General features: G+C 40.5%; 12 protein-coding genes. All 12 read left to right on the top strand.

Annotation, left to right across the window (positions count from 1 at the left end; genetic code table 11):
• Positions 1 to 157: 157 nt before the first annotated feature.
• The 12 genes from N8M20_RS00615 to N8M20_RS00560 all read left to right on the top strand — a co-directional run bounded on the left by N8M20_RS00615 (position 158) and on the right by N8M20_RS00560 (position 13,053).
• Positions 158 to 1,021, top strand: a complete 864-nt coding sequence (locus tag N8M20_RS00615; RefSeq protein ID WP_261078679.1) for a helix-turn-helix domain-containing protein — start codon at positions 158 to 160, stop codon at positions 1,019 to 1,021.
• 305 nt (positions 1,022 to 1,326) lie between these two features.
• Positions 1,327 to 1,947 carry a hypothetical protein gene (locus tag N8M20_RS00610; protein WP_261078677.1) on the top strand — a complete coding sequence of 207 codons (621 nt, stop codon included), beginning with the start codon at positions 1,327 to 1,329 and terminating at the stop codon, positions 1,945 to 1,947.
• A gap of 140 nt (positions 1,948 to 2,087) precedes the next feature.
• The gene (gene tsaE, locus N8M20_RS00605; RefSeq protein ID WP_261078675.1) at positions 2,088 to 2,531 is read left to right on the top strand and encodes a tRNA (adenosine(37)-N6)-threonylcarbamoyltransferase complex ATPase subunit type 1 TsaE; all 444 of its coding nucleotides are present in this window, start codon (positions 2,088 to 2,090) and stop codon (positions 2,529 to 2,531) included.
• Positions 2,521 to 3,039 (top strand): GNAT family N-acetyltransferase, encoded by a 519-nt coding sequence (locus N8M20_RS00600; protein ID WP_261078674.1) that lies wholly within the window; start codon positions 2,521 to 2,523, stop codon positions 3,037 to 3,039. Before tsaE ends, N8M20_RS00600 begins: the two co-directional genes overlap by 11 nt.
• 7 nt (positions 3,040 to 3,046) lie before the next feature.
• Complete coding sequence (gene lytR / locus N8M20_RS00595) at positions 3,047 to 4,063, top strand: glycopolymer--peptidoglycan transferase LytR (RefSeq protein WP_000239271.1); 1,017 nt, start codon at positions 3,047 to 3,049, stop codon at positions 4,061 to 4,063.
• Between the two features lie 85 nt (positions 4,064 to 4,148).
• Positions 4,149 to 5,405 (top strand): competence/damage-inducible protein A, encoded by a 1,257-nt coding sequence (locus N8M20_RS00590; RefSeq protein ID WP_261078672.1) that lies wholly within the window; start codon positions 4,149 to 4,151, stop codon positions 5,403 to 5,405.
• A 54-nt stretch (positions 5,406 to 5,459) separates the two neighbouring features.
• Positions 5,460 to 6,626 carry a recombinase RecA gene (gene recA / locus N8M20_RS00585; RefSeq protein WP_261078669.1) on the top strand — a complete coding sequence of 389 codons (1,167 nt, stop codon included), beginning with the start codon at positions 5,460 to 5,462 and terminating at the stop codon, positions 6,624 to 6,626.
• A 101-nt stretch (positions 6,627 to 6,727) separates the two neighbouring features.
• Positions 6,728 to 8,098: an MATE family efflux transporter gene (locus N8M20_RS00580; protein WP_261078665.1), complete on the top strand. Its 1,371-nt coding sequence runs from the start codon at positions 6,728 to 6,730 to the stop codon at positions 8,096 to 8,098.
• 96 nt (positions 8,099 to 8,194) lie between these two features.
• Positions 8,195 to 8,911 (top strand): YebC/PmpR family DNA-binding transcriptional regulator, encoded by a 717-nt coding sequence (locus N8M20_RS00575; RefSeq protein WP_049524687.1) that lies wholly within the window; start codon positions 8,195 to 8,197, stop codon positions 8,909 to 8,911.
• A 177-nt stretch (positions 8,912 to 9,088) separates the two neighbouring features.
• The gene (locus tag N8M20_RS00570) at positions 9,089 to 9,559 is read left to right on the top strand and encodes a MarR family winged helix-turn-helix transcriptional regulator (RefSeq protein WP_261078663.1); all 471 of its coding nucleotides are present in this window, start codon (positions 9,089 to 9,091) and stop codon (positions 9,557 to 9,559) included.
• Complete coding sequence (locus N8M20_RS00565) at positions 9,534 to 11,303, top strand: ABC transporter ATP-binding protein (protein ID WP_261078661.1); 1,770 nt, start codon at positions 9,534 to 9,536, stop codon at positions 11,301 to 11,303. Before N8M20_RS00570 ends, N8M20_RS00565 begins: the two co-directional genes overlap by 26 nt.
• On the top strand, positions 11,293 to 13,053 hold the full coding sequence (locus N8M20_RS00560) for an ABC transporter ATP-binding protein (RefSeq protein WP_261078659.1): 1,761 nt from the start codon (positions 11,293 to 11,295) through the stop codon (positions 13,051 to 13,053). The genes N8M20_RS00565 and N8M20_RS00560 overlap by 11 nt, the downstream gene beginning before the upstream one ends.
• Positions 13,054 to 13,094 lie beyond the last annotated feature (41 nt).

Here is a 13,094-nt window from a genome sequence, read left to right as displayed (position 1 = left end):
TATTTTAACAGATATATTTTATTTAGCCAAGCATTTTTATGTAATTTTTGACTTTTTTTATTTATTACCATAAAGAATTATTTGTTTCTTTAACTTACTATTTTGAACTAAAAATTTTATAATGAAATTAAGCAAATAGGAAGGTTTATTATCTTTAATGAATACACTCGCAGAGAAATTCAGATTGAAAAGAAAAGAGTTGAGACTCTCCCAACAAACTCTTGCAGAAGGAATTTGTGAACAAAGTCAGATTAGTAAAATTGAGAGAGGGCATTTTATTCCCTCCGCAGACTTGTTATTCAAACTCTCTCAACGACTTGAAGTCCCTTTGGATTGCTTTTTCAATGAACAAATTGAAATTAAATCTAACCTCTCTAATTTCAAGCAATTATCTGTTCGACTATTAGATGATAGAAATTATGACGATTTGGAATATATTTATAGAATAGAGATTGAACGAAGTACTTTTCTAACACTAGAAGACCGAACTTACCTTGAATGGATTAAAGCTATTATTGATTTCTATCAATATGACAGTAAGTGTGAGGCTATTTCTTCATTGGAAAATATATTATTAAAAGTCTCTTCAAATACTCTGATTTATTTAAAGGCGTTGAATACTCTATCTAATTTCTATTCCTTAGTGGGTCGTGAACAAGAATATGAGGAAAACTACTCTCATTTAATGGAGTTATATCAGACAAAAAATTTTGAGCATCAAGAGTTTTTATTTGGGTACATCAGAGTTCGTTACAACTACGCTCACTACCTAGTGTCAAAGGAAAAATATAACGAAGCCATCCAAGAAGCTCTTGAGACGATTGAACTCTGTAAACAAAGACAGACAAGCTACCAACTGGCTCCTCTACTTATTCTTGTAGGAAATGCTGGAGCCAAATTTCTAGACAAAGAACAAGTCAAAAATTATTATATAGAAGCAAGAGAGTTATGTAAGATTTATAACAATCCTTTAATGTTGATGAAGATAGAAAATTATTTGAAAGAATTAGATACTGTTTAGTTAATCTTGACATTATAGTTTTTCTGAAACGTTAAATAACCTGTAAGGCTGATAGTGAAATGAATACTATCAGCCTTATTTCAAGTTTATATTCTTCGAAAATCTCTTCAAACCACGTCAGTTCTATCTCCAACATCAAAACAGTGTTTTGAGTAACCTGTGGCTAGCTTCCTAGTTTGCTCTTTGATTTTCATTGAGTATTAGTCTCTCATGTTTGTTTAGCGTCTAAAAGAGACATTTGAGAAGATTGGAAACAGTTCTCTCTTTTCTCCGAGTATAATGATTGGTAGGGAGGGAGAGAAAAGATGAAATCAATGAGAATCTTATTTTTGTTAGCTTTAATTCAAATCAGTTTGAGTAGCTGTTTCCTATGGAAAGAATGCATCTTGTCCTTTAAACAAAGTACAGCTTTTTTTATCGGAAGTATGGTCTTCGTTTCAGGAATCTGTGCTGGAGTAAATTATCTTTATACCCGTAAGCAAGAAGTCCATAGTGTCCTAGCCAGTAAGAAGTCGGTGAAGCTTTTTTACAGTATGTTACTCTTAATTAATTTGTTAGGAGCTGTTCTTGTCTTGTCAGACAACTTGTTCATCAAAAATACGCTGCAGCAAGAATTAGTTGACTTTTTATTGCCATCCTTTTTCTTTCTATTTGGGCTAGATTTGCTGATTTTTTTACCCTTGAAAAAATACATGCGCGATTTGCTTGCTATGCTAGACAGAAAAAAGACAGTGTTGGTGACTATTTTAGCAACACTTCTTTTCTTAAGAAATCCAATGACCATTGTATCACTTCTGATGTATATTGGACTGGGTTTGTTTTTTGCAGCCTATCTTGTCCCAAATTCGGTTAAAAAGGAAGTTTCCTTTTATGGTCATATTTTCCGAGATCTTGTATTGGTCATTACTACGCTCATTTTCTTTTAGAGAAAGCTTGTTTTTATGGATGTTATGATGGTAATACTCTCCGAAAATCTCTTCAAACTACGTCAGCTCTTTGATTTTCATTGAGTATAAGTTTAGCAGGAAAATAGACACAAAAGAAAAGTTTTTGGTATAATAAGAATATGTACACAAAAAATGAAGAAGAACTGCAAGCCTTAGGGGAGCGTTTGGGTCATCTATTAGAAAAGAATGATGTTTTAATCTTAACTGGAGAACTGGGTGCAGGTAAAACAACCTTTACTAAAGGACTTGCTAAAGGTTTACAGATTTCCCAGATGATTAAGAGTCCAACCTATACTATCGTAAGAGAGTATGAAGGTCGTCTTCCGCTTTACCACCTAGATGTTTATCGTATAGAGGGGGATGCTGATTCTATTGATTTAGATGAATTTCTCTTTGGTGGCGGCGTGACTGTTATTGAGTGGGGAAATCTCTTAGGAGATGCCTTGCCAGATACTTATTTAGAGTTGGAAATTCTAAAAGAAGCAGATGGACGCAGATTACATTTCCAAGCAAAGGGTTTGCGTGCAGAAAAGCTTTTAGAGGAGCTTCAACATGGAGTATGAATTGCTCATTAGGGAAGCAGAGTCTAAAGATGCAGCTGAATTAGTGGCCTTTTTAAATCGTGTAAGTTTGGAAACAGATTTTACCAGCTTAGACGGAGATGGTATTCTCTTGACCAGTGAGGAGATGGAAATATTCCTCAACAAGCAAGCTAGTTCGGACAATCAGATAACCTTACTTGCATTCTTAAATGATAAAATTGCTGGTATTGTAAATATTACAGCTGACCAGCGCAAGAGAGTCCGTCATATTGGAGATCTCTTCATTGTGATTGGAAAAAGATATTGGAATAATGGATTGGGAAGTTTGTTGCTTGAAGAAGTGATAGAGTGGGCACAAGCAAGTAGCGTTCTGCGTCGTCTCCAACTGACTGTCCAAACTCGTAATCAAGCAGCAGTCCATCTTTATCAAAAGCATGGCTTTGTAATTGAAGGTCGCCAAGAGCGTGGAGCATATATAGAAGAAGGGAAATTTATCGATGTTTACTTGATGGGTAAACTGATAGATTAGTAGAAATATGGTTAAAAAAATTATTGGAATGGTATTAGCTTTTCTAGCTGTGACAGTTTTGGGTGTCGGTGTTTTTGCTTATACTATTTATCAGCAAGGCACACAAACCTTATCAAAGACCTATAAAAAAATAGGGGAAGAAACCAAGGTTATTGAAGCAACAGAGCCTTTGACCATTCTGTTGATGGGGGTTGATACTGGGAATGTAGAGCGTACAGATCAGTGGGCTGGAAATAGTGATTCCATGATTCTCTTGACTGTCAATCCACATACTAAGAAGACAATGATGCTGAGTTTGGAGCGTGATATCCTGACTAAAATTCAACATAAAGATGGTAGTATTGAAGAAGCGAAGTTAAACGCTGCCTATGCTGGTGGTGGTGCAGAACTTGCTATAGAAACAATTCAAAAGATGATGAATATCCATATCGATCGCTACATTATGGTTAATATGCAAGGATTGCAACAATTGGTCGATGCAGTGGGAGGTATTACGGTCAATAATACACTAGGTTTCCCGATTTCTATCAGTGACCAAGAAGAATTTAACACCATTTCTATCGGTGTTGGAGAGCAGACAATAAATGGAGAAGAAGCGCTTGTTTATTCACGCATGCGTTATCAAGACCCAGAAGGAGACTACGGACGTCAAAAGCGTCAGCGTGAAGTCATTCAAAAAGTTGTTGAAAAAGTTCTTAGTTTGAATAGTGTCAGTCACTATCAGTCTATCTTAAAAGCCCTAAGTACTAATATGCAGACTAATATCGATTTATCTGCGAAAAGTATTCCAAGCTTGTTGGGCTATAAAGATTCATTTAAAACTATTGAAACACAACAGTTGAAGGGTGAAGGGGAGATGCTACAAGGCGTTTCTTATCAAATTGTTACGAGAAGCCATATGTTGGAAATGCAGAATCTTTTGAGACGTTCTTTGGGGCAAGAAGAAGTCACTCAGCTTGAAACAAATGTTGTCTTATTTGAAGATTTGTTTGGACGGGTGCCTGTTAGTGACGAAGATAATTAACTTTCTTGATACAAATAAAAAATCAATCGTGGGAAATTTCCTGCGATTTTTTCAAAAAAATACGAATAGATAGGTAGGAGGAAACATGAAAGCAGAAATTATTGCTGTTGGAACAGAGATTTTGACAGGACAGATTGTTAATACCAATGCCCAGTTTTTGTCGGAAAAACTAGCAGAGATTGGGGTAGATGTATATTTTCAGACGGCTGTAGGAGACAATGAAGCTCGTCTCTTATCCCTGCTTGAGATTGCCAGTCAACGTAGTAGTCTGGTGATTTTGACAGGTGGTTTAGGGCCAACTGAGGACGATTTGACAAAACAAACTCTGGCTAAATTTTTAGGGAAGGAATTAGTCTTCGATCCTCAGGCACAAGAAAAGTTAGATGTATTTTTCGCCCAGAGACCAGACTATGCCCGAACACCGAATAATGAAAGACAAGCTCAAATTGTAGAAGGTGCGACTCCACTGCCAAACGAAACAGGACTGGCTGTGGGAGGAATATTGGAAGTCGATGGAGTGACCTACGTTGTCCTTCCAGGTCCACCAAGTGAATTGAAGCCTATGGTCTTAAATCACCTTCTACCTAAGTTGATGACAGGAAGTAAGCTATATTCCCGAGTTCTTCGTTTCTTTGGAATTGGCGAGAGCCAGCTGGTTACGATTTTGGCTGATTTAATTGATAATCAGACCGATCCTACATTGGCACCTTATGCAAAGACAGGAGAGGTAACCTTGCGTCTGTCAACAAAGGCTAGCAGTCAAGAAGAGGCGAATCAAGCGCTGGATATCTTGGAAAATCAAATCTTGAATTGCCAAACTTTTGAAGGCCTTTCTTTACGAGAACTTTGTTATGGTTATGGGGAAGAGACTAGTTTAGCCAGTATTGTGGTAGAAAAGCTGAAAAAGCAAGGGAAAACCATCACGGCTGCTGAGAGTTTGACGGCAGGGCTTTTCCAAGCTACTGTGGCGGATTTTTCGGGTGCTTCAAGTATATTTAAGGGTGGTTTTGTAACCTATAGCTTGGAGGAAAAATCAAAAATGTTGGATATTCCTGTCAAGGATTTGGAAGAGCACGGTGTGGTGTCTGAATTTACAGCTCAGAAGATGGCTGAGCAGGCACGAAGCAAGACCCAGTCAGATTTTGGCCTTAGTTTGACTGGAGTGGCAGGACCAGATAGCCTCGAAGGACACCCAGCTGGAACAGTCTTCATAGGCTTGGCACAGGAGCAAGGAACTGAGGTTATCAAGGTTAATATTGGAGGTAGAAGTCGAGCAGATGTACGCCACATTGCGGTTATGCATGCCTTTAACCTAGTTCGCAAGGCTTTATTAAGTGACTAACTTTTGATATAATAGTAGATAGGTCTGAGGACCATTAGAATGTAGGAGAATAGAATGGCAAAAAAACCAAAAAAATTAGAAGAAATTTCAAAAAAATTCGGGGCTGAACGTGAAAAAGCCTTGAATGACGCTCTTAAATTGATTGAGAAAGACTTTGGTAAGGGTTCAATCATGCGTTTGGGTGAACGTGCAGAGCAAAAGGTGCAAGTGATGAGCTCAGGTTCCTTGGCTCTTGACATTGCTCTTGGTTCAGGTGGATATCCTAAGGGGCGTATCATCGAAATTTATGGGCCAGAGTCATCTGGTAAGACAACGGTTGCTCTTCATGCAGTTGCGCAAGCGCAAAAAGAAGGTGGGATTGCAGCCTTTATTGATGCGGAACATGCCCTCGATCCAGCTTATGCTGCGGCCCTTGGTGTCAACATTGACGAATTACTCTTGTCACAACCAGACTCAGGAGAGCAAGGTCTTGAGATTGCAGGAAAATTGATTGACTCAGGTGCTGTAGATCTTGTCGTGGTCGACTCAGTTGCTGCCCTTGTTCCTCGTGCAGAAATTGATGGAGATATCGGAGATAGCCACGTTGGTTTGCAGGCTCGTATGATGAGCCAGGCTATGCGTAAACTTGGTGCTTCTATCAATAAAACCAAAACAATTGCCATCTTTATCAACCAATTGCGTGAAAAAGTTGGGGTCATGTTTGGAAATCCAGAAACAACTCCTGGTGGACGTGCTCTGAAATTCTACGCATCAGTCCGTTTGGATGTTCGTGGAAGTACACAAATCAAGGGAACTGGTGACCAAAAAGATACCAATGTTGGTAAGGAAACCAAGATCAAGGTCGTGAAAAACAAGGTGGCTCCACCATTTAAGGAAGCCTTCGTTGAAATCATGTACGGAGAAGGGATTTCTAAGACCGGTGAACTCTTGAAGATCGCAAGCGATTTGGATATCATCAAAAAAGCAGGAGCTTGGTACTCTTACAAGGATGAGAAAATCGGTCAAGGTTCTGAAAATGCTAAGAAATACTTGGCAGATCACCCAGAAGTCTTTGATGAAATCGACCATCAAGTCCGTGTTCAATTTGGTTTGATTGATGGAGAAGAAGCTTCTGTAGAAGGTATTGAAACTAAAAAAGATGACGCAGTTCAAGCGGCTTCTGTGAATGAAGAAGTGACACTTGACCTAGGCGACGAACTTGAAATCGAAATTGAAGAATAAGTTGTTAAAGTAGTGGAGAAATTCACTGCTTTTTCATTGCCTAGTTCTGGCATAGTTTGCTGTTTCTTGTCGCTCCTCTAGAAAGCTGATATAATAGCCTTATGAATAAAAAACGAACAGTGGACCTGATACATGGTCCGATTCTTCCCTCGCTCTTAAGCTTCGCCTTCCCAATCTTGTTATCAAATATTTTTCAACAGCTCTATAATACTGCTGATGTCTTGATTGTTGGACGATTTCTTGGTCAAGAATCCTTGGCTGCAGTAGGAGCGACGACAGCAATTTTTGACCTGATTGTAGGTTTTACTCTTGGTGTTGGTAATGGCATGGGAATTGTCATTGCCCGTTATTATGGAGCTCGGAATTTCACTAAAATCAAGGAAGCAGTAGCAGCCACCTGGATTTTAGGTGCACTTTTGAGTATTGTAGTTATGTTGCTGGGCTTTCTTGGATTGTATCCACTCTTGCAATACCTAGATACCCCTGCAGAAATTCTTCCCCAGTCCTATCAATATATTTCTATGATTGTGACCTGCGTTGGTGTCAGCTTTGCTTATAATCTTTTTGCAGGCTTGTTGCGGTCTATTGGGGACAGTTTAGCTGCCCTTGGATTTTTGATTTTTTCTGCCTTGGTTAATGTGGTTCTGGATCTCTATTTCATTACGCAATTGCATCTGGGAGTTCAATCCGCGGGACTTGCTACCATTATTTCGCAAGGCTTATCAGCGGTTCTCTGCTTTTATTATATTCGTAAGAGTGTGCCAGAACTTTTGCCTCAACTGAAACATTTTAAATGGGACAAGGCCTTGTACGCTGATCTCTTGGAGCAAGGTTTGGCTATGGGCTTGATGAGTTCAATTGTATCTATCGGTAGCGTGATTTTACAGTCTTCTGTCAATACTTTTGGTGCCGTAATTATTAGTGCCCAGACAGCGGCTCGACGCATTATGGCCTTCGCTCTTCTTCCAATGACCGCTATTTCTGCGTCGATGACGACTTTTGCTTCGCAGAATCTTGGTGCCAAGCGACCAGACCGCATTGTTCAAGGTCTTCGAATCGGCAGTCGTCTAAGTATGTCCTGGGCAGTTTTTGTTTGTGTCTTCCTCTTTTTTGCCAGTCCTGCCTTAGTTTCCTTCTTGGCCAGTTCAACGGATGGTTGCTTGGTAGAAAATGGTAGTCTCTATCTGCAAATCAGCTCAGCCTTTTATCCTATTTTGAGCCTCTTGTTGATTTATCGCAATTGTTTACAAGGCTTGGGGCAAAAAATCCTTCCGCTGATTTCTAGCTTTATTGAACTAATCGGAAAAATCGCTTTTGTGGTCTTGATTATTCCTTGGGCGGGCTATAAGGGAGTTATCCTTTGCGAACCCCTTATCTGGGTTGCCATGACCATCCAACTCTACTTCTCACTGTTCCGTCATCCTTTGATAAAAGAAGGTAAGGCCATCTTGGCAACAAAAGTGTCATCATAGCTTGATTTGCTGAATAAAATCTATTTCCTCTAGTGAAAATCGAAAAAACTTGTGTTATAATAAGAAAGATTAAAATGTGAAAAAAGGAGATTCCTAATGGGACGTAAATGGGCCAATATCGTAGCCAAGAAAACGGCTAAAGATGGAGCTAACTCTAAAGTATATGCAAAATTTGGTGTAGAAATCTATGTAGCAGCTAAGAAAGGTGATCCAGACCCAGAATCAAACACTGCTTTGAAATTCGTTATCGACCGTGCCAAACAAGCCCAAGTGCCAAAACACGTTATCGATAAAGCGATTGATAAAGCAAAAGGAAACACAGACGAAACCTTTACAGAAGGACGTTACGAAGGATTTGGACCAAACGGTTCTATGTTGATTGTTGATACTTTGACTTCTAACGTTAACCGTACCGCAGCCAATGTCCGTGCAGCCTTTGGTAAAAACGGCGGAAACATGGGTGCTTCAGGTTCAGTATCTTACCTCTTTGACAACAAGGGAGTTATCGTATTTGCAGGTGAAGATGCTGATGCGGTCTTTGAGCAATTGCTAGAAGCAGATGTGGATGTGGACGATGTAGAAGCAGAAGAAGGAACAATCACTGTTTACACAGCACCAACTGACCTCCACAAGGCTATCGTTGCCCTTCGTGAGTCAGGTGTCGAAGAATTCCAAGTGACAGAATTGGAAATGATTCCTCAGTCAGAAGTGGAATTGTCAGGTGATGACCTTGAAACCTTTGAAAAACTTTACAGCGTTCTTGAAGACGACGAAGACGTTCAAAAGATTTATACGAACGTAGATGGGTTCTAATTTAACCTAGAAAACATGATCCTAAGTGAGGAACTCACTTGGGATTTTTTGAATCAAGAAAATAGTTCTCTAGGAAACTTTTTCCTTGACATCTCTTTTCAAAGTGGTAAAATAGTTCTCATGAAAACTTAATTAGTTCCTAGGAGAACTAAATGTGATAGTTAGAAAGGAATTAGTATGGATAAACCGATGTTGGTCTTTAAGCGTTTTGGTCATCAGATTCATCTGATGGTGCAAAAGGAAGCCAAGCGTTGTGGCATTGAATTTATGGGTGGACCGCAAGGTCAGGTTGTACGTTTTTTGGATAGCCGTGAGGAAAACCAAAACTTGGTCTTGATTAAAGATATCGAGCAGGAACTCAATATTACCAAGTCTGTGGCGAGTAACTTGGTCAAGCGTATGGTGCAAAATGATTTGGTGGAATTGGAGGCGAGTCCTGTCGATAAGAGGGCCAAGTTTGTTCGTCTGACGGACAAATCGCGTTCTCAAATGAAGCAGGTTAAAGCCTTCTTTGAACGCATTGACAACCAGTTGATGGCAGATATTGATGAAGATGAATTACTGATTTTTGAGAAAGTTCTCGGTCAACTACAGGAAAATATCAAGGGAATAGGAGGAGAGAATGAAGAAATTAGCCAAACGAATTAGTGGAAAAGAATGGGGGATGATTTTACTAGCCATTCTCTTTACCTGCTTTTCGGTTTATCTAGAGTTGGAAGTTCCGACCTATATCTCGAAAATTACGGATTTGCTGGGAAGTCAAGGAACCAACTTGGATGAGTTATGGCAACCAGCAGGTATGATGGTCGGAATGTCCTTTTTTGCCTTCTTGTCCGCAGTTGCAGTTGGATTTTTTGCATCCAGAGTGGCCGCTTCCTATACTAGTAGGCTGAGAAGTGATATTTTTAACCGAGTTTTGGATTACTCGCAGACAGAGATTAAGAAATTCTCTATTCCTAGCCTCCTAACTCGTACCACTAATGATATTACCCAAGTTCAGATGTTGATTACCATGGGATTACAAGTGGTGACGCGTGGTCCGATTATGGCTATATGGGCTATTGGGAAGATTTTAGGCCATTCGGAATACTGGCTCTGGGCTGTACTTGTGGCAGTGATTGTCAATGTTTTGATGACAACAGTTTTGATGACGCTAGCCTTTCCAAAACAGTCCTTGATTCAAAGTTTGACTGATAAACTGAACAGTATCACTCGTGAAAGTTTAACAGGTATTCGCGTTGTTCGTGCCTACAATGCTGAAAAGTACCAAGATGAGAAATTTGCAGCTGCAAATGATGAATTGACACGCTTGAATTTATTTGTCAACCGTCTTATGGCTATTTTGAACCCTATCATGATGGGGATTTCAAGTGGTTTGAGTGTGGCGATTTACTGGATTGGGGCCTATGTGATTAACGACGCTGCTCCGATAGCGCGTCTGCCTCTCTTTAGTGACATGATTGTTTTCATGTCTTATGCTATGCAGGTTGTCATGGGATTCCTTCTCATGGGAGCACTCTTCATCGTTCTTCCCCGAACTATGGTCTCTGCTAAGCGGATTAATCAAGTTTTAGATTTGCATTCTTCTATCCAAAACCCTGCTCAAGTGCAGCTGGCTGATGAAAACCTCAAAGGTCAGGTCGAATTTAAGGATGTGACCTTCCGATATGCGGCAAATTCGGAGGCGGTTATTGAGAATGTTAGTTTTAGAGCAGAAGCTGGTCAAACAGTGGCCTTTATTGGGTCAACAGGTTCTGGTAAATCAACTCTAGTTAATCTGATTCCACGTTTCTACGATGTGTCAGACGGAGAAATTCTGGTGGACGGTGTCAATGTTCAAAACTATGCTCTAGAAGATTTGCGCAACAAGGTTGGTTATATTCCTCAGAAAGCGGTTCTCTTTTCAGGTGATGTCAAGGGCAATTTGGATTTTGGACAGAGTCAAGAAACACCACTTAGTGAGCAAGCTATGTGGCAAGCATTGGAATTGGCCCAGTCTAAGAGCTTTATCGAAGACAAGGAAGCGGGCTTAGCGTCAGAAGTGGCCCAAGGAGGAACTAACTTCTCAGGTGGTCAAAGACAGCGTCTAGCAATTGCGCGTGCCTTAGCTCGGAAGCCAGAAATCCTCATCTTTGATGACTCCTTCTCAGCCTTGGACTACAAGACAGATCGAGTTCTTCGCCAAGAGCTAGCAGAGAAAACCAAGTCTATGACCAAGCTTATCGTTGCACAGCGTATTTCAACGATTATGGATGCAGATTTGATTTTGGTCTTGGATCAAGGTAAAGTCGTGGGGCAAGGCACCCACAAGGAACTTCTAGCTAATAACGAAGTTTACCAAGAAATTGCCTATTCACAACTATCGAAGGAGGAATTGGAACATGGAAAATAAGAAAATGTCTCTCTGGAAACAGACTAAACCCTATCTTGCAGGCCTCCAGTTTACCCTTCTGATAGCCTTTCTAGCAACAATCGTATCCAATATCATTACTGTATATGGTCCAACCCGCATCAAGGAAATGACTAATATTATTGCCAGTGGTCTGGAAACAAGTGTGAATGTCGCGGCGGTTGCAGCTATTGGTGGTTTTTTGGCCGTGATTTATGTGATCGGACTTCTATCAAATTATTTGCAGGCCTTTCTGTTTACAACAGCCATTCAACGATTTTCAGAGCGTTTGAGAAGAGCGATTGCAGAGAAAATTAATCGCCTTCCATTGGGATATTTTGATGGACATTCTCAAGGAGATACCTTGTCTCGTGTGACCAATGACGTTGACACTGCAGCCCAGTCCCTCAATCAAAGTCTGGGAACAGTTCTTTCATCCACTTTACTGGTCTTGGCAGTCTTGGTAACCATGTTTGGAATGAACTGGATTTTAGCCTTGGTGACGGTTGTTTCAACCCTTATTGGTTTTGTTTTCGTGTCCGTCTTTATGGGCAAATCACAGGGATTTTTTAAGAGTCAGCAACAAGATTTGGCAGCTGTCAATGGCTATGTGGAGGAAATGTACTCTGGCCATAATGTGGTGACCAGTTACAATGCTATCGAGAGCACGAAAGAAGAATTTGCAACATTAAATCATCGTCTGTATGACAGTATCTGGAAGTCTCAGTTTATTTCAGGAATTATGATGCCGATTATGATGTTTATTGGGAACTTTAGCTATGCCTTGGTGATAATCGTTGGTGCAGCCTTGGCCTTAAATGGGCACATCAGTATCGGGATTATCGTTGCCTTTATGGCCTACGTTCGTATCTTTTCTCAGCCTCTTTCACAAATTGCCCAAGGGATTACTAGTCTTCAGCAGGCTAGTGCAGCCATGGGACGTGTCTTCGAATCCCTAGCTGAAGAGGAAATGGAAGACGAATCCCATAAAGAAAGACAACTGATCGATATGAAAGGTCAAGTGGTCTTTGATCGAGTTTCCTTTGGTTACACACCAGAGCGAACTATCATCCATGACTTTTCTGCGATTGCTCATGCAGGTCAAAAGGTTGCCATTGTCGGCCCGACCGGAGCTGGTAAGACAACCATTGTCAATCTTTTGATGAAGTTTTATGAGATTGATAAGGGAAGTATCCGCATCGATGGCGTGGATACCAAGGAGATGAAGCGTTCGGAAGTACACGATGCCTTTTCAATGGTCTTGCAGGACACTTGGCTCTTTGAAGGAACCATTCGCGACAATCTCATCTATAACCAAACAGGTATTAGTGATGAGCATGTGATTGAAGCCAGCAAGGCTGTGGGGATTCACCACTTTATCATGACCCTACCAGATGGTTATGATACCGTCTTGGATGATACAGTGACCTTGTCTGTCGGGCAAAAACAACTCTTGACCATTGCTCGTGCTTTGCTGAAAGATGCGCCACTCCTAATTCTAGATGAAGCGACTTCTTCTGTTGATACCCGTACAGAGGAATTGATTCAGAAAGCTATGGATCGTTTGATGGAGGGCAGAACTTCCTTTGTCATCGCCCACCGCTTGTCAACCATTCGTAATGCGGATCTGATTCTTGTCATGAAAGATGGCAATATCATCGAGCAAGGCAATCATGATGAGCTAATGGCGCAAGCTGGTTTCTACGCTGACCTCTACAACAGTCAATTTACAGAAGACGAAGCAGAAGAATAAATCGAAAGAAGGCTTGACGGCCTTCTTTTTCTGCACTATAC

Origin of the sequence: Streptococcus mitis, from assembly GCF_946190275.1 — a bacterium.
Taxonomy (GTDB): domain Bacteria; phylum Bacillota; class Bacilli; order Lactobacillales; family Streptococcaceae; genus Streptococcus; species Streptococcus mitis_DC.
This window is presented reverse-complemented; position numbering and strand designations above follow the sequence as displayed.

What these genes read in the sequence shown, in the direction of transcription:
- N8M20_RS00615 (WP_261078679.1), top strand. Translation starts at nt 158, where the DNA reads ATGAATACACTCGCAGAGAAATTCAGATTGAAAAGAAAAGAGTTGAGA.
- lytR (WP_000239271.1), top strand. Translation starts at nt 3,047, where the DNA reads ATGGTTAAAAAAATTATTGGAATGGTATTAGCTTTTCTAGCTGTGACA.
- N8M20_RS00560 (WP_261078659.1), top strand. Translation starts at nt 11,293, where the DNA reads ATGGAAAATAAGAAAATGTCTCTCTGGAAACAGACTAAACCCTATCTT.
- N8M20_RS00590 (WP_261078672.1), top strand. Translation starts at nt 4,149, where the DNA reads ATGAAAGCAGAAATTATTGCTGTTGGAACAGAGATTTTGACAGGACAG.
- N8M20_RS00565 (WP_261078661.1), top strand. Translation starts at nt 9,534, where the DNA reads ATGAAGAAATTAGCCAAACGAATTAGTGGAAAAGAATGGGGGATGATT.
- recA (WP_261078669.1), top strand. Translation starts at nt 5,460, where the DNA reads ATGGCAAAAAAACCAAAAAAATTAGAAGAAATTTCAAAAAAATTCGGG.
- N8M20_RS00570 (WP_261078663.1), top strand. Translation starts at nt 9,089, where the DNA reads ATGGATAAACCGATGTTGGTCTTTAAGCGTTTTGGTCATCAGATTCAT.
- N8M20_RS00575 (WP_049524687.1), top strand. Translation starts at nt 8,195, where the DNA reads ATGGGACGTAAATGGGCCAATATCGTAGCCAAGAAAACGGCTAAAGAT.
- N8M20_RS00580 (WP_261078665.1), top strand. Translation starts at nt 6,728, where the DNA reads ATGAATAAAAAACGAACAGTGGACCTGATACATGGTCCGATTCTTCCC.
- tsaE (WP_261078675.1), top strand. Translation starts at nt 2,088, where the DNA reads ATGTACACAAAAAATGAAGAAGAACTGCAAGCCTTAGGGGAGCGTTTG.
- N8M20_RS00610 (WP_261078677.1), top strand. Translation starts at nt 1,327, where the DNA reads ATGAAATCAATGAGAATCTTATTTTTGTTAGCTTTAATTCAAATCAGT.
- N8M20_RS00600 (WP_261078674.1), top strand. Translation starts at nt 2,521, where the DNA reads ATGGAGTATGAATTGCTCATTAGGGAAGCAGAGTCTAAAGATGCAGCT.